1 protein-coding gene (cut by a window edge) is annotated in these 24485 nt (G+C 67.7%); it reads right to left on the bottom strand.

Annotation, left to right across the window (positions count from 1 at the left end; translation table 11 throughout):
• On the bottom strand, positions 1-24485 hold the 5' end (the start) of the coding sequence (locus tag NRB20_RS19925; protein WP_153411660.1) for a C2 family cysteine protease. It extends 35521 nt beyond the left edge of the window; the window shows 24485 of its 60006 coding nt (coding positions 1-24485); the start codon lies at positions 24483-24485; its stop codon lies off the left edge, out of view.

Below are 24485 nucleotides of genomic sequence, written 5' to 3'. Positions count from 1 at the left end.
AGCCGCCGCTTGCGCCGCGCGGACAGATTCTCCAGCCGCTCGCTGCGGCGCAGACGCGGGGGAGTGATGTCCGGGGTCGGTTCGACGGTCTGGTGGGGGACCTCGGTGTGGTAGCCGGGGTCGATTCCGAGCCTGCTGAACAGGTCCGCGCTGTATCCGATGTAGTCCGTGCCCGAACCCGCCGTCGACGCGGGGTAGGTCGCCTCGCCCTGCGAGTCGGACTCGGACTCGGATTCCGACTCCGACTCGGATTCCGACTCGTCCTCGAACTGCTGCTGGCCTTCGGATTCGGACTCCTCGGACTCGGAATCCGTTGCGGGCTCGGTGTTTCGGGCGTACGTGCCCGGGTAGCCGTACGACCCGTCGGAGGTCCGCGCGGCCGGGTACCGATAGCCGTACTCGTGACCCCCGCGCGGATCCATCTCGGGTTTGGGCCAGTCGTTCGGCGCGGTCGCGGTCGATTCGCCGAACGCGAAGTGGGTGCCCGTGCCGCGGATCGAGAGCAGTCCGAATTTGCTCAGATGACCGGCGTCGACGGTGAGCGCGCCGTCCGGACCGTAGGTGAGGCCGTCGATGGTCTGCGCCACCTCCGGGTTGGTCTCCCACGGATTCGCCAGTTCGAGCGCGATACCGCCGTCGGCACCGGTGTGCACGTTCGACACCGAGTAGGCGTGCGTCCCGACCAGACCCGGATATTTCGAGAGCTGGGCGCCGGCGCCGAAATTCGCGGTCGACAGCAGGATCTTGTCACCGCGGCCGCGCAGGAACCGGATCAGGTCCGCGACATGTTGCCGCGCAACCGAACTCGTCACGATCTGCGCGGGATCGGCGACCCGGCGGAGGTGGTCCAGGACGGCGGTGATCTCGGTCTGCCACTGCGTGCGCTCGGTCGGATCGAGGTGGTAGTTCAGGAAACTCTCGAAACGTTCGACCGACTGTTCCCGGTTCCGGCTCCAGATCGGCTCCAACTCGCCGAGGCGCCGTGCGAAGGCGAACGCCGAATCGGCGTCGGCGTGCGGGCCGAGCTGCTCGACGAGCAGCTCGTGCAGTGCGTCGACACCCAACCGCATCGGGTGCAGGAAGGTCGTCAGGTCGATACTGCGCACCGGCTGCCGCACACCCGAGGCGTTCACCTCGTGGGGCGGCAGCAACTCCAGCATCGCCTGACCCGGGAATCCGCCCTTGATCGCCTGGAAGCCGCCGTGCTGCACCGCGTACGCCTTCTCCACCAGCGCGGGCCACAGCGCGCGCTTCGGATCGTGCGCGGCGTAGATCATCCGGCCGTTCGCGTCGGCGAACAGATCCCGGTTCACTCGGATCCAGCGCGGTGCGCCCTGTGCGGTGAAGAGCCGCACCGCGACGCTTCCGTTCGGGTATTCGGTGATCATGTCCCGGATCTCCCAGGGCGCGTCCGCGGCGATGTTCTTCAGCGGTGCGATCAGATAGCAGTCCCCGGCCCGGCCCTGGGCCGCGTCGCCGGGCACGGGTCCCTCGTCACCGAACACCCGACCGTTGGCCCGCTGGATCGTGCGGCCGAGATCCCGCAGCGTCTCGTCGGTGACCCGGGCGTTGCCGTCCAGGATCGGTTCACCGCCGATCCCGATGGACAGGTCGATCGGTGCGCCGCCCGGGAAGTGCGTGACGGCATTCGAGGTCATCCGGCGCAGTCCCAGGACGCGGTCGGCCGCCGCCTGCGAGGTCCAGGTGGCCGGTGTCGTCCAGTGGTAGGCGCCGTCGGCGTCGAGGCCGAAGACGGTCAGCTCGCCCAGCAGCGCTCGATCCACCGAGTGGACCGGGGCGGTCGGGTCGTCGCCGACCCACACGGTGAGCAGGTCCGGGTTGTCGGGGTCGTCGATGCCGTGCAGTTCCTCGCCCGGCCGGACGGTCAGCAGACCGCCGTCGCGGTCCAGGACGGTCAACCGGTCCTGCGGCGCGGTGATGGTCGTCCCGGGCATCATCCGGAGCCGCGGCGGATGCACCGGCTCGCCGAACGGCCGTATCGAGACCGTCGTATCGGACTCGAGATCGGGCCGCAGCAGCGTATATGCCTTCTGCGCCAACGCCGCCCACAGCGGTTCGCCGTCGGTGTGATCCGCGTGCGCCGGTGCGCCGTCCGCGTCGTGCGGCAGCCGCCGGTCCACCCGGACCCAGTGCGGTCGGCCGTCGATGAAGTACCGCACCCCGACCGTGCCGTTGGGGTACTCGTGGAACATCTCGACCAGGCCCTGCGGATCGCGTTCGGCGAGTCGGCCGAGGTTGTCCATCAGGACGCGGTGGTCGCCCCGGGTGCCCGGCCGCGCGTCGGAGGCGCGTGGCACCGGCTTCGAATCGACCGTGGCGAACAGGGGGCCGGTGTGGGTGACCAGGCTCGCGGTGGCCGCGGGACCGCCCATGCCGAGTGCCTGGACGGCGTCCTGGGGGATCACCACACTCGCGGTGAGGTTCTCGATCCGCAGGCTGCCGGGCGTCACCGCCGGCCGGGTCGCCAGCAGCTCGCCGACGCCCAACGTGTGTACCGCGCCCTTGTCGTAGAACACCAGCTGGGTGGACGGGTTGCCGGACCAGACGTCGAGTCCGGAGGTACCCGTCATCGCGCCGCTGGGATCCTGGGTCCAGGTGAGGCGGTCGAGCAGGGCGGTGTGTACCCAGTGTGCCCGGCCGGACGGGTCGGAACTCGTGCGGATCAGCGCATTGCCGTTGATGTCCCGGCCGTCCCACTGGACCGTGTCCGCGGGGCCGACCACCACGGCCCGTCCGCCGCGGCTGATCAGGACGGTGTTGCCGGTTTCGCCGATCGTATCCGCTTGCTGCACAGCCAGATTCGCCCGGGGGGCGGTGTACTGCGGGTTGGCTCCGGGGCGGGGGCCGGTGGTTCCGGTCGGCTCGGGTTCCTGCTCGAACAGCCAGTCCAGCTGGTTCTCGGCAGGGGCGTTCCCATGTTCCTCGAGGTATCCGGGACCCGGGCCCTGGTCCTCGGGGAAGTCCTCCGGTTCCGCGGTCGGACGTGTTTGCGGGACAACGGATTCCGGGGTGGTCGTGTCCTGGGATTCGATCGGATGGGTGATGGCCGCGGGTTCGGCCGGGGTCGGTTCGGTGGTCGCGGGTTCGGTGGTGAGGCGCACGCGGCCGAACCACTGTCGCAGCCGGGCCCGGAAACCGGTGGTGCGGGGTGTCCCGCGCGCGGAGCCGGTCGCGGGATGGCTGCCGTCGGATGTCGCGGGAGTTGTTCTGCCACGCCATGATCGCAGGCCCCGGGGCGTGCGGCCGGGCATCCGGCCGCTGGTGACGCCGCCGTCGGAGATGCGGTTCGGGAGGCTGTCGGCGGTGACCTGGTGGATGTCCGAGGGGGTGGCGGCCCGGGTGGGCTGGATGGGGAAGTCCGCGAACACCGGCTGCGGTTCCTCGCTCGTCGCGGGCGCGGTCCGGGTTTCCGGCGTGGTTTCGGTAGCGCCGATCCGCAGCACGGTGGCGTGCGTGGTCCCGTCGGGTTCTGCCTGCGAATGCTGTTGCGCCGCAGCGATGATCGCGCTGTTCATCGCGGACAGGGGCACGTTGTCCGGCGTGTGCCATCGCACGGTATCGGCGGTGTCCACCTGACCGAACGCGATCGTCGCGGTACCGGATCGCCCGCCGCTGTGCTGCTCGAACGACAGCAGGTGCACCGGGGCCGCATCGACACCGGATTGCTGTGCGGCGATGCGTGTTTCGAGATCCGCGGCATGCAGATCGGCGAGCGTGTTCTTCAGATCCTGGAGTCGGCGCGCCGGTCCCCAGCCGAGCCAGCTGGCGCGGACCTCGGCTGCGAGGCGGGCGATCTCGAGTTCGATGTACCTGCGGTTCAACGTATTCCGGACGGTGGCGGGAATACCGTCGCCGTTGCGCAGCCCGGGGAAGTCGGTGAGCAACCGGGACTGGAATTCCGGGGCCAGATCCGCGAAATGCAGTTCGTTCCACCAGTTCTCGCCGTGTTCGCGCCACCAGTCCGCGCGCTGGGACGCCGTGGATGTCTCGCTCCGCAGCTCGTCGGACTGCCCGGGTGGCACGATGCGGTCGTCGGTGTTGTGGGGCGCGGGGTGCGAGAAGATCTCGAGCTGCCGGTCCTGGTCGATGACACCCTGGTCCAGGCTCTCGCGCCACTTGTCGAGCTCGGCTTGTCGCCGGTCCAGATCCGTCCGACCGGCCTGGACCACGGGGTGGGTCACGGTGTCGGGCGCCGCGAGTTGCGCTGTCGCGGATGCCTGTTCGCGCTGGGTGAGCGCTTGGAGGTCCGCGTCGAGCAGGATCTGCCGCCGGGCGAGCTCGTCGCGCTGGCGCTGTACCTCGCCGTGCCGTTCGCGGGGCTGGTCGCTGAAGTCCCGGCGGGAGAAGCCCGGGCCGGGGCGCAGACCCTGGTGACGCAGCAGGTCCAGCGCGTGGTCGTTCTGCTCCGCCCGCGGCTTGTAGTGTCCGCTGGCATCGCTCATCAGCATGAGCCAGCCGTCCCGCACGTCGATCTCACCGGCGGCGGCGATCATGCGCCCACCCAGGAACGAGGAGTGGTGCTGCACCCCGAGTTCCTGGTCGGATGCGTACAGGTTGCCGAACTCGTCCATCACGAATATCGCTCGCCCGGCACCGCTGCGCGCGTTTCCGGCCCACGTGGTGTCGAAGGGCAGGCCGTCCGATGCCCGGTACAGCCTGCCGTCCGGTCCCACGAACAGCCGGTACGACTCCAGTTCGGCGGGCGTCATGTACCGCACCGGCGACTGGTAACCACGCATGAGCGGTGTGGGCAATGTCTTGGCGTCCGCGATGGCCGGAACCGTGGATCGGGGCACCATCGGCCGGTTCTCACCGATGTAGGTGCGCAGCAGGGCCGCCCCGCCCAGCAGCGGCAGCTGCCGAGAGGCCAGCACCCGGGTCCGGGGCGGCGGGATCAGCTCGCGCCGCAGCGCGCCGCTGGGCGAGCTGAGCCGCACGGGCTGCGGCGGGTTGGGGTTCGAGACGAAGATATTTCCCTCGGGTGTGACGCCGACCTCGTAGGCGCCGGTGTCCGTGCGGCGCAGGAAGAATCGCGGCGCCTGGTGGACGTGGGTGGGTTCGAACTGCTCCCCGACCGGATTGATGCTGACCATGTTGATCTGGCGCAGGTAGGTGACCAGGTGCACCGCCTGGTCCACCAGCTGTGGATCCGGCGAGTTCGCGAAGGCCGTGGGATCGATCGCCATGGTCTGGCGCGCCTTGGCCATCCACTCGCCGACGCCCTGCGCCCGGGTCAGATGCGCGTTCCAGTCGTCGTCGGACACCTCACCCCGCTGGTGACGAGCCTCGAAGTCGTTGTGGCTCTTTAGTTCCGCGAGTTCCATCGCGGCCAGCTGGTCGTTCATCTGCGAGCGCAGGGTGGCCGCGTCGCGGAGATCGACGATCCGGGCCAGGCTCGTGAACAGCGGGTCGGTGGCGTGCTCGATGGGCAGCCAGTCCGTCGGGGTGAGCGGGCGGTGCACCGTGGTCGGGGCCGCGGGTTCGGACTGCGGGGTCTGCGAATGCTGTTGCGGCGCTGAGTTTTCGGATGCCTCGATGACGATCGGGCCCTGGTCGATCGCCGTCTGTTGCGCGGTGACCGTGTGATCTGTGATCGTTTCGATGGGGGTCGGTTCCACCGTGGCACGCACGACGGTGTTTCCGGTAACGGGATCCTGGTCGACGCCGGTGATCCGGAACCGGGTGCCGCGCGGGAGCAGCAGTTGATCGCGGTTCGGATGCTCTTCGTCCGGGCCGAGGCGGATACCGGACGTCCCGGGTGGGATCTCCAGCTCCATACGGTGCGTGGTCTCACCGGGACGCGCGGTGGGCGCCTGGTCGTCGAGTGCGACGGTCAGGTAGCCGGGCTCGTCGCGCACACTGCCGAGCAGTCGGCCCGAGGTGAGTTCGGTGGCGTCCGCGTGCTGTCCGAGCACGAAGTTGCCGACGGCGTGGATCGGCGCGGTGAGTCCGAGGTCGTGTCCGGTCGCCCGGTCCAGGTTCTCGATGTGCTCCTGGACCACTTCGGGGTCGAACAGCTGATCGTAGTTCTGCATCAGGTATGAAGACCACTGCCGATAGCCGGCGTGATTGTCGAGCATCCGCTGCCAGTGGGCGGCGGCATCGTTGCGGGACAACAGATCTCGCAGCGTGCGTGCTTCGAGCTCCTCGGTGGTGGTGAGGGAACGGCCGCCCTCGGCCCCGTCGGTGAGTTGGGTCAGCCGGTTGCGCAAACCGTCGATATCGCGTGCCTTGGTGCCTCGGGGCACGAGTTGACGGACCAGTTCGTAGTGCTCGTCGAGTTGGCTGTGCCAGGCGTCGATCCGCTCCTTCCAGGTGCCGCCCGGCTGGTCGGAGATGGCGCGCAGGACGTCGTTCGCGATCGGACGGTTCCGATGTGCGTCCAGTGCGGTCTGTTCGGTCTCCGACAACGTCACCGGAGCCGTCGGCGGGACGGTCTCGGTTCCGGTCGCGGGAGCGGTCGTCGTCGGAGCTGCTGTGGAGATGGCCGCGGCGCCCGTCGTCGGGGCAACCGTTGCCGCGGTGGTCGTCTCGGCTGATTCGTCGTGCGTTTCGGCGGCCACCGGAGTTTCGGCGGCCGCGCTCTCGTCCGGCGCGCCGATGCGGGTGCGGCCCGGCAACTTCGGGATACCGCCGTCGTCGCGGCGGCGCACGGGGCGGCTCGGCCTGCCGTCGGGGGTGTAGAGGACGGCGTGCACGCTGGCCCAGCCCGCGTTGCCGGGCGGTCGGACCCGCGCGACGTCGTGCACCCGGATGATGCCGTCGTCGTGGTGGATCATCCGATAGGCGTGCGCGCCGATGCCGTTCGCACCGACGGTGCGGTGCTCGCCGACGACTAGGGCCTGCGCGCCGGGCCCGAGCAGGAACAGCTCCCGGGCGATCTCGTGCTCGTCCGGATAGCCGCGCAGTCGGCCGCGGCTGTACCAGCGCAGGGCGCGCCGGGAACGGCCGGGCAGCGACGACGGCTTGGTCGGGATGCGGATCCTGCTGCTGCCGGTCTCCCGCTTGATGCTGCTCAGGGTGTCGACGACGCACTGGAACGGTGTGTTGCCGGAGTCCGTGTCGACCGACGAGTGGGTGCTGTCCGAGTAGATCGAGGAACCGTCGAGAGACGAGCCGTCGTCGCGGGTGTCGGCCGTCGTGAACCGCCTGCCGAAAGCCGCTGCGCCACTGCGCAACAGGTTCAGCGGCCGCTGGAACAGGCCGCGCCCGGACCGGTTCGGCGCGCTGCCGTCGGTCCGGAGCGGGGTGGCCTGCTGCGTCGTGCCGATCGGCGTGTTCGTGACTACCGGACGTCCCGAGAGTTGCCCCGGGTGCTGCCGCAGCGGCCGCGCGGCCACATGCGTATTCGGCGCGATCCGTGATGTCACGTCCTCGGAGAGGCGGTGGACCTGTTGGTCGCCGCGACGTCGCAGTGGGCGCGACGGGATGTGGGTGACGTCGTCCTGGTTGGTCCGGCGTAGCTGCGGCGTCGCGGTGAACGGCATGTCGTCGAAGTCGTCCATCGACGGGTATCGGGTTGTGCTGGGGCGCAGGCGGTTCGTGCGCACGAAGCTGAACTCGAAGGGCGTGGAGGAGCCGTCGGATACGCGGGATCCGGGAGGCGTCATGTCCCGAAATCCGGTGTCGAACGGTGCGGTGTCGGACAATGCGGTCCAGGGAGCGGTCCGGGTGCGAGCGGATCTGCCGCCACGCACGGTGGGGACGTTCGAGGTCCGGGAGAGGCCCGCCGGATTGGGGAATGTGGTTTGTGCGCCGGGCGGTGGTGGTCGTAGCGGGGAGCGCGGCGGAACCTTCGGCCGGGTCGTCTGTTCGAACGGCCTGGTGTCGAAGGTGGGTGTCGCCGACAGCTGGCTACCGGTGGTGCGCAGGCGGCGCGGCGGTATGTACTCGGACAATCCGATGTCGGTGAGTTCGGACTGTGCGGCCGGGGGACCGCGCACTGGGCGAGGTGCGCCGCCGCGTCTGGTCCGCACCCGCTGAGTCCGCGTGAGACGTGCGGGACTCGTTGTCTCCGAACCGAATTCGGCGTTCCGGTCCCGCACGGGCGACTGCGGGCGGACGTCCGGCCGAGTGGTCCCCGGCCGTCGCGGGGAGCGCGCGGGGATGGGCGGCGGTTGGGATCCGGGGGTGGATTCGTCGTCGGAATCGGTGCGGAGGGCGTGCTGCAGCGAGGTGACGTCGAGTGGGGTGCGTCCGGTCCCGGAGTCGCTGCGTTGCGGGTCTTGCAGGGCGGCGAGGTCGAGCGGGGGCTGTTCGGTCTCGTCGTCGGAGTCGGTGCGCAGGGCGTCTCGCAGGGCGGTGACGTCCAGGGGAGGGCGTCCGGTTTCGGCGACCGGACGCCGGGTCGACGTTTCCGAGACGGGACGGGCGCGGAGCGGGGCGACGCCGGAGTCGTCGGTGGGATCGGCGAAGTGCACATTCCTGGGGGCTGCGTTCGGGTCGCGCACCCTGCCAGGTCGGCGCAGGATGCCTCCCCTGGCAGGTTGCGGCTTGCCCTTGTCGGTCGGGGCGGTCTCGCCCTTGTCGGTCGGCTTCGTCTCGACCTTGGCGGTGGGCTTGGTGCCGGTCTTGACGATCGGCTTGGCCGCCGCCTTCCACGGTGCGGCCGCCGGGCGACCACCGGGGAACGGATCGTGCGGATTCACACCGGTGACATCGTGCAGCTTCGGGTTCCAGGCGTACGACCCCGCGGCGATGGCGTTGTACGTATCCTCTTCGGACGCTTCGGGATTCATGGTCCGGAAGTCCGCGACCGCCTGTTCCAGCGTCAACGGGTTGTCGGTCCGGAAAGGAGTCGACCGGTTGTCGGCCGAGAACGGATCGGCGGGCATATTCGACTCCATCAGGCCGTTCGCCCACGTGATCAGCTGGTTCCGCAGATCGAGCAGCAGTTCCGCACGCCGCTGCGTCGGCACGCCACGCGCGATGAGGTCCTGATCGACCCGCGCTATGTGGTGCTGGCCGAGGGCGCGCCACCGCACGGTGTCGAGCCAGCCGAGCGAATGCGCGGGGATGTCCGGGAGTCGATCGGGACCGAATACCTCGCCCCGGACATCGGCCGTGGTGGGACCGATCGGCGCGGTCTCGGCCGGTTTCGTGACGGTCTCGCCGCTAGATGTTCCGATCTTGGCGGGGTCGGCGATCTTCGTGGGATCGTCGGTTTTCGTGGGGTCTGCGGTTTTCGTCGGATCGTCGGTCTTGGAACTCGTGGCGACCGATCCGGTATCCCCGGACGTGATGAAGATACTGGTGGCGGACGACCCCAGCGCCGGGACCGCGAGGTAGTAGTGCGCATTGTGGATCAGGGCGTTGACCTGCGGATGCGTGGAGGTCTGGTCACCGAGCGCCGTGCCGGTGCCGTACTGCCTGGGAATGTAGACGTTGAGTCCGACCCCGTTGCGGCGGAGAACCGCGACGCTGGCCTGCGGAACCAGATAGCTGGCCGCGTTCCGCCACACCCCTTGCTGTCCCAGTGTCGCGACCTGCTGGTAGAACCGCGCCCAGAGCAGATTGTCGCGCCGTGCCATGAACAGGTCCCGGAACTCGTCGTATGCGAGATAACTCTCCGGATCCTCCCCGACCGCTCGGAACAGCGCCACCATACCGGGGGAATTGTCGGTCGCCGCGAACAACTGGTGGAAGCGGCCGCGGCGGACCGCGGTGTGGAGTGCGGTCCCGGGCGTCAACAGGACGGAGAGCTGGTCGCGATAGTAGCCGGCGGCCGCCGCCAGGACGGATTCGAAATCCGCGTAGAAATCGTCCGGGTTCCGGTGGATCTCCTGGACTATGTCCGCGCGAATATTCCGGATCACCTGGTTGCGTTGGTTGCGGGTCATCACCGCGCCCGGGTGGAGGGCCCGGGTCAGGACATGGATATAGCAGTCGCCGTCCATCGGCATGCTCTGCCACCGGTAACCCGCGGGCGGCGCGACGCCCCCGAGCGCCTGCCCGGTCGGCTCCCTGAGCTTGCCTTTGCTCTTCGCGCCTTTCGCGGGCTCGGACTTCGACTTGTCGGAATCGTCCTTGGTATCGGTCTTCTGCTCGGTCGGATCCGACGACGACTTCTCATTGTCGTCCTTGCCTGTCTTCTGCTTCGCCGGGTCGTCCTTCGCGAGATCCGCGGTCGACTTCTTCGGGTCGTCCTTCTTACCGTCGTCTTTTTTGGTGTCGTCCTTCTTGTCCTCGGGTTTCATCACGCTGCCGTCCTTCGGATCGATACCCGGTGGATCGACATGCCCCGTGGGATTCTCCATCGTATTGAATTCCACATTTCCGGAAACCCACAGCACACCCTTGGGACCGGCGACCTCGATGAGCGCGGCGGCGCTGATCCGGTAACTCTTGGTCTCGCCCTGCACACCGAAACGGGCATAACTGGTGGACTGCCGGGTCAGTGAACTCGAGTCGACGTATCGGACGGTATCGCCGTCCAGCGGGATGTTCGTCGGAGTGTTCTGGTTGGTGGCGTCCGCGTTGAGGTCGTTCGTCAGACCGAAGGTCAGCCGGTATTCGTAGGTCTCGCGATCCTCGTTCTGGGTCGAGTCCTCGGCGACGGAAATACCCTCGATCGAGGTCCTGCGGTTGACCCGGACGAGTTGCGGCGAGTAGAGCGTCACCTTGAGGTACCGGTCGCCGGTCGGGTTCTTCACGAACAGGATCTCTTTGGTCGGCGCGGCCTTGTCCAGGGCCACACCGGTGCCTTCCTTCCCGACGTGGGTCGGGACGCCGTACGCGGCCAGCGACTGCAGCAGGCTCGGCACGCCCGGCGAGAAGCCCGGTTGCAGGCTGGGGACGAGCGAGGGGTCGACCGCCCGCAGCGCGCGGGCCAGTTCGGCCCGGCCGTCGAAGTCGTGGATCAGCAGCGGTAGCGTCGGCTTCCAGGTCGGTCCGGCGAACAGCGCGCGCAGGGGTGCGGGCGGGTTGATCGGGATGACGAGACCGCCCGGCGCGGGCAGCAACGGTCGGCTGGGATCGTCGGAGTACAGCCCGGGCGGGATGCGCTGGACAGGATTGCTGGCCTTGGTCTCGGAGTTCTCGAACAGGACGAGAACGTCGGCGGGCATCTCGATGTGGTCGGAGTCGGCCGCGGGCGGAAGTTTCGAGTCGTCGATCGACTCGAGCTGCGCCTCCAGGTCCGGATCCAGGACGGTGACCGGGACCATGTCGAATGTCGGTTCCGGCGTCCGGTTCGGGTCGAGCACGGTGACCGGCACCATCGGCAGTTCCGAATCGGGCGTCTGCTCCGGGTTGATCACCGTGACCGGCACGATCGGCAGATTCGGGTCGAGTTCGGTCATCTCGATGGGCGGGTTGACGGTCGGCCGGGGACCGCGCACCCAACCGACCATCGTCTGTCCGACACCGGCGACGCCCTGTCCGAGATAGGCCAGCGTGCCGATGCCCGCGGACATCAGGTACGAGGTCACCGGCTGGGTGATGGCATGGGAGCTGATGTCGACATTGATCTTGTACGGCGTCGAGAACCGGGTCAGACCGGCCGAGCGGACCCAGGTGCGGGTCTGCCGGGTGGATTTCGAGCCGTCGCCGCCGCCGCTCTGCCGCCCGGCCGCGATGCTGAAGGTCGGCTGCGAGCCGTTGACCAGGCCACCGGGGTTGAAGTTCTCCCGGTGGTCGCGAGTGCGGTAGCGGCTGGTTCCGGTCGAGCCGGGGATGCCCAGGGAGTTGCCGGTGGTGCCCTGGTAGCCGCGCAGGATGTCCAGCACGGTGGTGTCCGGCAGTTGCTCACCGTGTTCCTGGAGCTGTTGCAATTCCTTCGACACCGGTTTGCCGCTGTCGTCCTTGCCCAACCGTGAGAAATCCGGTGTCACGGTGAGTTTGACGACGACCAGGCGCGGAATGAACCAGGACCGATACAGGAACCGAACGGTGTCCTCTGCCTCGGGACCCGCGTTGACCAGGGCGCGCAGCGAATCCTCGTCGGTGGCCTTGGCGATGCGCGGCAGAACCCCGGGTTGATAGGTGGTCGAGCCGATCTTGGTGATACCGCCCGCCTTCTTCTCCACGGCGTCGGTCACCCTGTTGCGCAACGCGTTTCGGGGGCCGTGCACCTCGACGTCGTAGGCGATGCCCAGGTTGAGGTCGCCCTTCGCCTTGAAGTCGGCGGGCAGGCCGTTACCGGGTTCCAACGGTTTCGGAATCTTCAGATCGGCGCGGGCCTGGACCAGCGCCAGCAGGTTCGGGTGATGCCGCAGTTCGCTTTCGACGAGGTAGAACTCCACGCCGTCGGGCACGTCGATGATGTAGGACTTCGTGCGCGGCCCGCCGGGGAAGATGTTCCGGGCGGTGTTGCGCGGGGCGGCGGTGAGGCTCATGAGGTATTTGGCGTCCGCGACGAAGACGTACGCGCCGACGTAGCTGGTGAACGAGGTGTCGTTGGTGGCGGCGGCCTGCGCGGTGACGCGCTTGTCCCCGGTCCTGCCCCACTGACTGCCACCGGCCAGGGTGCCGTGCCCGTCGGCATTCGCCCCGTAGTAGCCGATACCGGAAACGCCGCCGTGATCGCCGAAGTGCTCGGGCTGGTACATGGAGGTCTGCGAGGTGGTCGTCAGCAGCTGTTCGGCCTCGAACTTCGGCTCGTACCGCACCCGGATGTTCTCGATCAGACCGCGCAGATCGCCGCTGAAATCGACACCCGCGAGGGTGCCCGGCGCCGCGGCGCTCTCGAACGGGTAGGAGGTCTGGAAGATCGACGGGGTCAGGTTGCTCGGCGCCAGCGCGCTGTGGAAGACCTCGCGAATCGTCGAATCCGGATTCGCGGGCGGTTCGCCGAGCGTGGTCTGCCGGGTCCACTGGCCGACGCCGATGGTCTTGTTCGCCAGCCAGCGGGCCGCGCCGAGCAGCGAGTTGCCGACCGCACCCCAGTTCACCGCGGTCTCGCCGGTGTCGGGCGCTCTCGCCTGTCTGGCCGCGAGTTGCTCGTCGGTGAGGAAGGCGCCGGGGATCACCGGATCCTCGTCCTCGTCGGTGATCTTCGTGATCGTCGTGTCCGCGGGTGCGGTCTCCTCGTCCGTCCTCGTCTCGTCCGATGTGGTCGTCTTCCCCTGTTCGGCGGCCTTCTTCGCGTCCTCGGCGTCCTTCTTGACGCCCTCGTACAGCTCGGTGATCGCCTTGTCCATGGTCTCCCGCAGGATCTTGCTGCCGCCGGGATCCTGCATCTTGGGGTTGCGCGGCAGATCCGCCCGCTGGTCGAATGCGCGGACCAGCGCCTGATCCTTCTTCGGGTCGACCGTGTGGACCGTGGGTTCCAACGCCGGGGGCGGGGTCTTCGGCTTCTCGGACAGGGTGCGATAGGTCGGCAGCGCCACCCGGATCCGGCCGGTGCTGGCGCGCAGTATGCGGCTGGTGGTGGTGCCGGTGCCGGGTCGGCTGCCGGTCGCGGGTTCGGTGATCTCGCCGCCGCCGCTGTCCTGGCTGTACACCGATGCGGAGTAGAGGCTGTCGCTGTCGGTCGCGGGTTTCACGGCTTTGACCGGCTGGACGACCGGCACGCCGGAGCTGTCCCGGCTGTAGACCGACGCGCTGTCCTGGCTGTAGACCGACGCCGAGTACTCGGTATCGGCGTCGGATTTGTCGGTGTCCGACCCCTCGGACTCGGTCGACGGCGCGCTGTCGTCGGTATTGACCCTGGTGATGGTGTCGGCCGCGGGTTCGTGCGTATCGAAGATGTGCAACTCGTACTCGGTCGGGATGCCGAAGACCTCGCTGCCGTCGTTCGGGGTGAAGATGTTGCGCTCGTTGATCTTCCAGCTGAAGTCGCTGACGTTCGGCGCCGCGTGGTTGTGCACGTACGCACCGGTGATGCGGGCGGCGGGCTGGATCCTGCTCCCGCCGCCGATGAGGTTGTCGATGGAGAAGTTGGCGCCGATGTTCCACGGGATCGAATTGCTGTACTGATCACTGCCGGAGGAATTGCCGCCGTTGTAGTTCATCGTCGGAACCTTGGGCAGCGACGCCTCGTGCGTGATGCCCTGGTACGGGTCGGCAGGGTTCTCCATCCGGCGTTTGGTCACGATCATGGCGGTGATCCGGCGCATACCGGTCGGGGTGGCCATGTGGAACGACGGCGGTTTGGCGCCGCCCTGGATGCTCTCGTCCAACATCGCGCGCGGCCCGGCCTTGGCCTGGTCGAGCGTGCGATTGTTCTCCAAGTTGTCGCGCAGGAAACCCTCGGCGTCGAGGTATTCCTCGAGGTCGTGCAGCAGCGGTGCGACGCCCTCGATGCTCAGCGGTGTCGTGGTCAGTCCGAGTTGCCGCAGGTGTACGAGTTCCGACGGCGGATACAGCGGTTTGGTGGGCACGGTGCCGAGGGTCTTCAGATGCGGCACCATCATGTTGACCGGATAGGTCTTGCCGCTGGCCAGCGGCGACCCGGGGGCGGGCCGCAGCGGCGGACCGAAGTTGCGCACCAACTCGACGTTGACGGTCATCTCCGGCGTGACGTGCAGGAAATCGCCCTTGTGCCGCAGCGTGCGGGCCGTCGTACCACCGTGGTTGACGCCGAGCTGGTAGGTCGCGTGGTAGCCCGCCCCGCCTCGGGGAAGGGTGAACCGGAAACCGGGGACCGTCGGATAACCGGTGTCCGGGTTGGTCTTGCCGAACTTGAACGACGTGGTGAGCGCGAGCAGGCCCCCGAACGAGTTGGCCACCCTGGTCATGCCGTACACCGCCAGTTGTCGCACGGTGTAGAGCTCGGCGCGCGAGTTCTTGATGGGCGGGCCGGTGAGTTCGGTGCCGCCGTGCAGGTCGACGGTGAATCGCAGATAGCCGATCTCGTCGCCGCCCGCGGTGTGCAGCGTCGGCGTGTCGACCGGCCCGTCGCTCCACATGATCGGCAGCGCGCCGAGGAAGTTCTCGTGCCGGAAGAATTCCCACAGCGCTTCGACGGATTCGTCGGCCATATTCTTCAACGGCGCGAACGATTTGAGCACGTCCGCGTATATCTTGTCGATATTCGGAATATCGTGCGGCCCGTACAGCGGGAATTCGTGGCGGAGTCGTTCGATCGGCGGCGGCCCGTCCGGATCGTCCTGCTTCAGCACCGGCATTTCGCTGTTGTCGGTCAGGTAGTCCGGGAAGTACGCCTGGAGAATGTCCGGCGCGCGCTCGTCGATGCGGTTCCAGTTCTCGTTCATCCGGTCCGGGTCGCGCAGATCGGCGATACCCTCGCCGACGCGTACCTCCCAGGTCGGCACGAGGTCGTAGAGATGGTGCTTGCCCAGGCTGCGCAGTTTGGCGATCGACTCGACCTCCGAGGAGATGCGCAGGTCGGTGGCCATCTCGTTGAGCCTGCCGTCGACCTGGCCGGTCAGGTTCACCTTCTCGACGACGCCCTTGTGCAACTGCCCGGACTGCGCGTAGGACAGCGACCGTATATTGGTGTTGCCCACCTGGCGTTTGACGTCGATGACCGACCGCTGGAAGTTCTGCATCCGGGATACTTCCACCCCCTCGGTCGGCTTTCCCGTTTCGTCGGTCCGTCCGATGGAGTTCAGTGAAAGGCGCAGGGAGACCGGATATTTCGTGCCCTTGTACACCACCGGCAGCGGCAGTCCCGATTCACTCAGCAGGCGCGACCACTCGTTGTTCAGCAGGTCGGCGGTCAGGGTCTGCTCGACGTTCCTGCGGAACTTGTCGTCCCGGCCCCGATTCCCCTCGACCTGCTGGATGACGTGCTGCTGCAACCATTCCACGGTTTCCTGCGGAATCGGCTGGTAGTCGATGAGGTTCTTCGCGCCCTGACGGTCGGTGCCGAATTTTCGCATCGCCGGGTTCAGATAGAGCGGTTCGACCCCGAGTTGGCGGCCGAGGTCTCGGCCGAAGAAGGATTCGCCTTCCTCGGGGTCGTACTCGTCGAACAGGTCGCGTAGGCCGTGGTTTGCCGCTTTCTTGCCGGTGTCGTCCGTCTTCTTGGTCGGGTCATCGGTCTTCTTTACCGGCTCGACTGCCTTCTCGCCGGGATCGGCTGCTTTCTTGCCTGTCTCCGCTGACTTCTCACCGGTTTCCGCCGCTTTCTCGCCGGGATCGGAGATCGTCGTCTTCACGACGGGTTTCGCCGATTTCTCGCCGGCCGGTTTCGTCTTCGTGGCCGGATCCTCGGTCGACTCCTCGGTTTCGGAAGCCTTGCGGCCGCCGGTACCCATCGAGAGCGTGGACGCCAGCGTGGAAAGGAGGGGGCCGAGCCTGCGCGGTCCGCCGGTGAGGTCGGTCTCGTCGCCGCTGTCCTGGCTGTAGGCGGAGGGGGAGTCGCTGTCGTAGGGGTCCAGGAACAGCGGGTTGCTCGGCGTGTTCTCGAGAGCGAGGTTCCCGGTGGTGTTGTTCCTGCGGACGGATCCGTCGCCGTAGAAGTTGGAGAGCCCCTGGCTGGAGCTGCTGGGCGAGCCCTGGTTGTACAGCGAGGGGGAGTACGGGCTGTGCAACGAGGGCGAGCCGAAGCCCGAGTGGCCGGTGAAAAGCTCGTTGTCCGAGGGGGTTTCGAGGCCCGGGAATTGTTCGGTGGTCGAATTCCCGGCGAGGTACGGGGTGGGGTCGTACCGGAACTCGTCCCGGCTGTCGATCGACGGCGACTCGGTGTCGGAGTTTCCGGTGAAAAGCCTGCTGCCGGAAGGGATGTCGATACCGGGTTGGCGTGAGTTCGCGCCGTCCTGACTGTAGATGGACGGTGAGTCGGAGTCCGAGCGGTTGGTGAAAAGCTTGCTGTCGGACGGGATTTCGAGGGCCGGTCCCGTTGGGATGGTCGGCGGTGCGGTGTGGTGCGGTGTGGGTCCGTGCTGGGACTCGTCCTGGCTGTAGGAGGAGGCCGAGTCGCTGTCGGAGCCGATCGCGAACAGCTTGTCGTCCGCGGGCGTTTCGAGCGCCGGGTTGACCGTGGGGGGCGCTTTCCGGAGGGCCTGCGGAGTGGGCTGGTTCAGGACGTTGTCGAGCAGGAAACTGTCGTCGCTGTGGACGGAGTCGCTGTCGTCTCCGATCACGAAAAGTTCACTGTCCGAAGGGAGTTCGAAAGGCTGCCGGTTCCCGGTGGTCGAATTGTCGATGACGTGCGGGGGTGGGTCGATGACGTGCGGGGGCGGTTCGTGCTGATCGTCGCCGCCGTACACGGACTCCGCGTCACCGTCGTAGAGGGAGTCGAGGTCGGAGCCGTAGTCGAGCTCCACCGCGAACGGGTCGTCCTGCGACTGGTCGTCGGTGAGGGGGTTCTGCGCGGTCTGTGAGTTGGGGGTGGTGGTCAGCGGTGTCTGGACGTTCCACAGGGGCGTCCGGCGCACGGCGGATACGGCGGGGTTGCCGGTGCGGGCCGGGGGGATCTCTAGCGGCGGCTCTTCGGTTTCCACGGTCCGGGAGCTCGGCGCGTAGGTTTCCGGCTCGGCGGGCATGATGCGGACGGTGTCGACGCGTTGGTCCTGGAGTACGGCGAGCATGCCGTCCAGGTTCACGGTTTCGGTGCGATCGTCGGAGTGCCGCAGTTCGATCCCGTGCTCGGTGAAGTCCGCTCGCACGAAGTCCCCGCCGGGAGTGGTGAACGACAGCAGGGTCCCGGCGGGACCGCCGCTGCGCCGCAGCCATTCGGCGGCGTTATCGCCCGTGTAGTGGCGGATGAAGCCGTTGTCCTCCGTGGTGTGGGGGACGTCGTCGGCGTGCGAGTCGTTCGACACCGTGTGCTCGGTGTCGGTCGATTCGGCCGGATGCTGCGTCGAGGTCGCGTCGTCCGAGCGGTTCGATGTGTGCTGCTCTTCCGACGTGTGCTGCTCGTTCGGTGTGTGCTGTTCGTCGGACGTGTGCTGTTCATCGGACGTGTGCTGCTCGTTCGGTGTGTGCTCTTCGTCGGTTGTGTGCTGCTCGTTCGGGGTGACGGTCTCCCGCGACGTACTCTCCGGCGTCCGCGAGGACTGCACCGTGAGGTTGTGCAGCAGCTCGGACAGCGACGGGCGCGCCCCGGCTCCCTTGGGTGCGAGAAGTTGTTTCTCCACCTCGCTCTGCACGTGCGGCACGGTCTCGTCGCGCAGTTGTTGCTCGGCCGCGTGCAGTTCGGTTTCGGCGTTGGTGACCTCGGTACGGGTGGCGTCGGTGCTGTGCGTCTGGTCCGCGGTGACGGCCTGTTCGTGCGCGGTGGCCGCCTTCTGGTAGCGCACGACCTGGGTGACGACGCCGTGGTCGTGGACCTCGGTGTACATGTCCTCGGGGGACAGGAAGCGTTGGAACGATCCCGGGTAACCGCCGTTCTCGCGGTCGGTGCCGGAGCCGCCGCGTTGGGCGCGGCCGCGGATCTGGATGTGGGCGCGATCGCCCGCGTCGGGGCCGACGGTGGTGCGGGCGCGGGTGCCGCCCATCGCGAGCGAATCCTTGTCCGGCTTCGGGCTGGCGCCGCGGCCGTCGGTCTTGTGGCCGAAGTGCAGGCTGCCGGGTTTACCCCAGTCCTTGGTCTGCACGTTGGCGAGGTTCTCCGCGTCGTCGCCGTTGCCCTCGCGGTCGTACCACTGCGCGTCGCGCACGGTGTAGTCGAGCTTGATGTCGTCGGCGACCTTCAGTTCGGGTTCGCCCTTTCGGACGCGTTCCTCGTTGAGCCGTGCGACTTCGGCGCGGACGCGATCGTTGGTGATCTTGTCGACCCAGTCGGTGACGCCGAACTCCTCCGGGTTCTTGTCCCGCCAGGAGCTCAATTCTGTTGTCTTGGTGATACTTCCGTCATCGCCGCGTTCGATGCGCACACTGTCGCCGGAGATGTCGCGGTTGCTGTGCACCTGCCAGTGCGGTTGGCCGCCCTGCTCGACGCCGGTCACCACACCGTTGTCGTCATATTCGAGCTTGATCTCCCCGTCACGTGCGATGACTTCCTGCACGATCGCGGCGGCGGAGGCTTCGAGTTTCGCCTCGCGGGTCTTGTGCATGATGTCCGGGAGGTCATCGATGCGGTCCTTGTAGTAGTTCTCGATGCGCGGCACCGGCCCGATGTGGTGCTGGTCGTAGAGCGCGTTCTCCACGTGCGTCAGCGTTCCGGACACCCCCGAGGGCGAGTGCAGGAAGCTGCTGCCGACGAACTGACCGAACCCCAGGTACAAGGCTTCGGAGGAGTGGTTGGCCTGCACCTCGACCCCGGCCAGCACGTCGAGATACTGCCCGATGTCCTGGAGCCGGTTCTCCCGCACATCGGTGGAACCCTTGGTCCGGTCCAGCATCAGCTTGTCGGTGTTCTTGTGGTCGAGCAGCCCGACCCGCGACCCGCTCTGCCCGGTCGGGTCGTGCGAGACGATGTAGTGCTCGTTGCGGGTCATACCCCAATTCGCCAGTGCCGCATTCTTGTACATCTGCGCGTCGGGGTGATCGCGCGTCAGTTGCGGTCCGGGGATCTGGTTGAGTTTCTCGATCGCGGCGTCGGTCAGTTCCGCGCGCCACATGCCCTTGGTGCGTTCGGGTCGGGCGAAGTCCGCGTCGGTGAGCCCGTGCAGCTTCTGCGCGGCCAGCACGCGGTGGGTGACATCCTTGATCTGCTGCGCCCGCTCTGGCGATTCGGCCTGCGAACCACCGGGGGTGAGGACCGCTTCCTGGCCGTCGAACATGGCGGCGTCGAATTCGTCGCCGGTGTAGATGCCCTTCGGGAACGGTTCGAACTTCCGGTCCACCTTGTACTTCGCGGCGGCCTCGTCGAGCCTGGCCTGCATCTCGTCGAGTTTGGGGCGATCGTTGTTGAGCCACTGGTGCAGCGCGTCGACCTCCTCCTTGGGGGCCTTGGTGCCGATGCTCTCGAGCATCGCCTGGGCTTCCCGCAACGCCCGGAACTGGAAGTCGTTCTTGGTGCCGACGATCACGCCGTTCTCGGGCATCGGCCCGTCGTCGGTCATGCGGCCCACGTTCACCAGCGGAGCGCCGGTCTTCGGGTGCGTGAACGCCTTGACCAGTGTTTCCATCGAGGCGACGAGGTTGTCGCTGCTGGTGCTGCCGTAGGCGGTGCCGTGTTCGAGGGCGTCGGTGAACAGCCGCATCGCCATGAGCATTTCCTTGCCCTGGCCGGTGCCCATGTTGGCGGTGCGCAGCAGGAAGCCGAGCATCTGGTTCTCGCGGGGGGCGAAACCCTCGGGATGGTTGCGGCGCACGAACTCCGACAGGTAGGTCAGGCGCTGCTCGGGGGTGCCGGTGCGCATCAGCTCGCGCATCTGGTCGTCGGTGAGGCGCGAGACCGGGCTGTCGTGCTTGTCGGACAGCAGTTCCTCGTTGTGCACCGAGAGCGCGGCGAGGATGTCCTTCGCGGAATCCATGCGCTTGTTGTTGATGGCTTCGAATGTCGTTTCGCGCTCGGCCAATCCGGTGTCGAACGCTTCCTGATCGGCCTTGCCAGCCTCCTTCAGGGCCTCGGTCCGCTGCCGGATCACATCGAGGCCGGTCTTGTCGAGTTCCTCGTGGGCCTTCTGGACGGCGGCCTCGTGCTTGTCCAGCTCGGACTTGAGCGAACCGAGGTCCGATTCGTCGCGCCGGGTCAGTTCGTTGCGCAACTGCTGTTCGCGGGTCCGGACGTCCTGATCGAACCGTTCGTGATCGGTGATTCCGGGAGTGCCCCGATCGCCGCCGGAACCGATCCTCTCGAAGAATCGGGCGATCCTGCCACTGCTGGTGTGCGCGTCGTCGTGTTCGTCGCGCGCGACCGACTCCTCGGCGTGGCGCTCCTGCATCGACTTGTCCAGCGCGGCGCTGTGGTCCCCGGGCGCGGCGCGTAGCAGCGCCTCGCGTTCGACCAGTTCGCGGCGCACCTCGCCCGCGCGGGAGTTGATGTCCTTGCGCAACGCCTCGAGATGCTTTGCGGCGGGCTCGATTTCGGCGCTCGCGTCGCGGTGGGCCCGGCGGGCCTCGGCGAGTTCGTCGCGAGCCTTCTGCACGCGGACGTCGGCTTCGGTGATGCTCTTGGTCAGATCGCCGTTCCGGCGGGCCTCGAGGTCGGCGGCCCGCTGGTTGTAGGCGTCGCGGCTGGTGGTCCAGTTCGCGCGGGCATCGGACAGCTGCTTCTGCGCGGCCCGCAGCTGCTTCTCGGTTTCGTTGTGCACGGTGGCGGCGTGTTCATCCGCATCCCGGATGCGTTGCTCGGCTTCGGCTTTGAGGATCGAGTACTGGTGATCGACCGCGTGATCGACCGCGGTGTCGTGATCGATCCGCGCCTGCTCCAGCTTCGCGCGGGCCTCGTCGAGTTGCTGGTGTGCTTCGGTCAGCGCGGGGTCGTCCGAGCGGTTGGTCTCGGTCGAGCGTTCGGTGTTGTTCGCGTGCTCCGGGTTGTCCGGGTGCTCGGTCTCGGTGGTCCGATCGTGTTCGGCCTCAGCGGTTTCCACGGCCCGGCGGCTGCTCTCGTACGCCGCGGTGGCGTCGTCGAGTCGCTGACGGGTCTCGATGACGTTCTGGTCCCGCGTCTCACCGCCGCGGATCTCCTGCGCCAGCTGATCCCGGCGTTCGATCTCCCGCCGATCGCGTTCGGGGGTGGCGGCGGGCGTATCGGCCTTGGTGCGGTCGGTCCCGCCTGCGGCGTCGTCCCGGTGGAGGTTCGCGGGGTTGCGATGTTCGGTCTCGGGCCGGGGTTCGATCCGGGCCTGGATCACGGTGGTGCCGTTGTCGTGGCCGACGCCGGTGATCCGGTAGGTGATGTCGCGGGCGAGCAGCAGGTGATGGGTGTCGGAGTGATCGCCGCCGACGTAGACGCCCCGGGTGCCGCGCGGGATCTCCAGTTCCATGCGGTAGGGACCGCCGCCCGCGGCGGGTTCGTCGCGCAGCGGCAGCGACATGTAGCCGGACTCGTGCTGGACGGTGTCGACCAGGTCCTGGGTGTTGCGGCCGGTGAACGGCTCACCGTTCTTGTCGATCAGAGTGCCCGGGTCGTCGAGGGGGCGATCGATGCGAATCGTCTGCGGCAGTGGGAGTTCGTGCCCGGTCGCGTTGTCGAGCAGGTCGATGTTGTGCTGGATGTCGCCGGGCTCGAACGACCGGTTCAGGTGTTGCCGGAAGTAATCCGACCAGATCCGGTACAGCGCGGCGCGGTTGCGGAGCTGGTTCCAGCGTTCGTCCGGCTGCTCGTGGGACAGGATGTCCTCGAGGGCGCGCAGCTCCCGTTCCTGTTCGGGCGTGCGGGTCTTGTTGTCCCGCAGCGTGTCCCGGCGATCCCGCAACGTGTCGGAGGGGACCTCGCGCAGGGCGGTGAGGTCGGGGGCCAGGCCGTCCCTGCCGGTGAACAGGTTCGCGGTCTCGTGGTCGTCGGCGAATTCGGCGTGCCGGTCCGCGATCCGATCGGGCGGGATGTTGCGGAGCAGGTCGTTGACGGTGGCGATGTCGTGGTTGCCGTCCAACGCCGCCCGCTCGTCGCTGGGCAGGTCGTTCCGGGTGTTCAACCGCTCGGCGGCGAAATTGTCCGCGTGCGTGCGGGATTCGAAGCTGCGCACGTCGTCCGGAGTCGACCGGGGCTGCTGTTGTTCGTGCGGCAGGGTGCGGGTCTCGTCCGTCGGCGAGGAGAGCGGGGATTCGCTCGGGCGCGAGACCTCGTCCTGGCGTGAGATCGCCGACAGCGTTTCGGTGCGACGGTTCGCCGGCGTGGCGTGATCGGATCCGGCGGGCATCGATCGGATCCGCGATTGCTCCGAAACCGATGGTGTGGCAGTTGCTTTCGGTGCGGGCTCGGTCTTGGCTCCCGCGGTGATCCGGGGTGTGGACCGTGAGCCGTCGTCGAGCGAGGACAGGCTCGGGCGCGAGGAGGCCGCCGTGCGTGTCGTGGTCGAGTCCGTCGACATCGATCGGGACAGGTCCTGCGACTGGTTCCGCAGCGGGATATCGGATTTGGGGGCGCGTGAGGAGCCGCCCGTGGATTCCTGCGGTGCCAGCGGGGTGGATCGGGTCTCGGGGTTCTGGGTGCTGGTCCGGGTCGGGTCGATCCGGCTGTCGGAGCTGTCGGGAACTTTCTCGACGGTCGTCCGATGCTGCTGGCCGACGGGATCGTCTGTGGGCGTGACGCTTCGGTTGTCGGTGGGCCGGGTGTCCGATTCGTCGCGGACCTCTTCGACGGTGGCCTGGTACGGCTTACGCTCCGGACTCGACTCGGACGCGCTGCGCAGCGGAGTGGACTGCTGCTCGCTGGGCGAGTTCTCGGAGCGCTGCTGCGTGCCGTTGCTCTCGCGGATCGGATTCGTGGCGCCCGCCCGCACATTCGAGTTCTCTACGTGCGATTCGTTGCTCTGCCGGATCGGGCTGCTGTTCGTGCCGCGCGGGGTCTGCGCCGCCGCCGGGTTCGTGTCGTTCGCGGTGCTGCGCGCGTGCTGCGGCTGCGTGCTGCGCGATATGCCGTTCTGGGAGTTGGTTTCCCGCGTGGTCGTCTGCTGCGGCGGGTTGTCCCGGGTCTTCTCCCCGCCCAGGTTGGTGGCGCCACCCGAGTTGCCGTTGGTGGCGCTCTTGGTGTCGGGGCCGCCGAGTTTCTTCTCGTACGAGGAGGATCCGTCGGTGTAGGCCGGTGGTTTGTCCTCCGCGCTGTACCCGGGTAGCGGCTCATACCCGCCCGCGGCGGTGAACTTGCCCTGGAAGTGCCCCAGCACGCCGTGCACGCCACCGACGAGACCACCACCGACACCGCCGATCAGCGCGGCGGGATCGAATTCCCACTGTCCGGTGATCGCGCCATACGCGACGATGCCCGCGCCCGCGCCGACCACACCGGCCGGGATACCGGATCCGACAGCGACCAAACCTGCTTTCCACCAGGTCATTTCGCCGTTCTTGGCGACCCACCCGCCCAGGTATTTACCGCCGAGGTGACCGATCGGGGTGGCCACACCACCGGAGATCGCGCCGACCGCGCCGGTGATGAACATCTGTTTGACGTTGAAACCCTTGCTGTGTCCCTGCGCGAGTTCGATGCCCTGGGCGAGTGCGTCGGTGCCGAGACCGATCGCGCCCTGCTCGAGCACCTGAATCGCGGTGAGCTTCCACAGCGGCATCGCCGCCAGACGCTGGGCGCGTGCGGCGAGGGCTCCGGCCAGGCGCGAGGCGATCAGGCGCATGATCCCGGCGCCTTCGGCCTCGATGAGCGGTACGGCCCACGCGCCCCACAGTGTGGCCAGCGCGTACGCGATCTCCGCGGCCATCACCGCCAGGGTGATGATGATTTGCAGCTTCGCGTACTCGGTCTGCTGTCCGCAGTCGAAGACCGAGTCGGCGAGCTGCTCGAGTCCCTGGATGATCTTCTCGATCGACTGGTCGCCCGAAAAGAACTGATTGAACTGGGATTTCATCTGGTCCGCGCCACTACCGCTGTAGTTCTGCGACGCGGTGTCACACGCCAGATGCAGCGGCGTCAGGATCCCTTTGAGCCCTTCGGCAGCCTCGGTCCAATCGTGACTCAGCGCGAAGAGTGCGTCCTCATCGCCTTTCGGCCACGACGACCCCGCCAGATACGACAGCCACTGTAGCCCAGCGGGCATCTCGATACTCAT

The sequence above is a fragment of the Nocardia macrotermitis genome (genome assembly GCF_009604405.1).
In the GTDB taxonomy this organism is placed as follows: Bacteria; Actinomycetota; Actinomycetes; order Mycobacteriales; family Mycobacteriaceae; genus Nocardia; species Nocardia macrotermitis.
The sequence above is the reverse complement of the archived record's forward strand: the minus strand, read 5'-3'. Positions and strand labels throughout refer to the sequence as shown.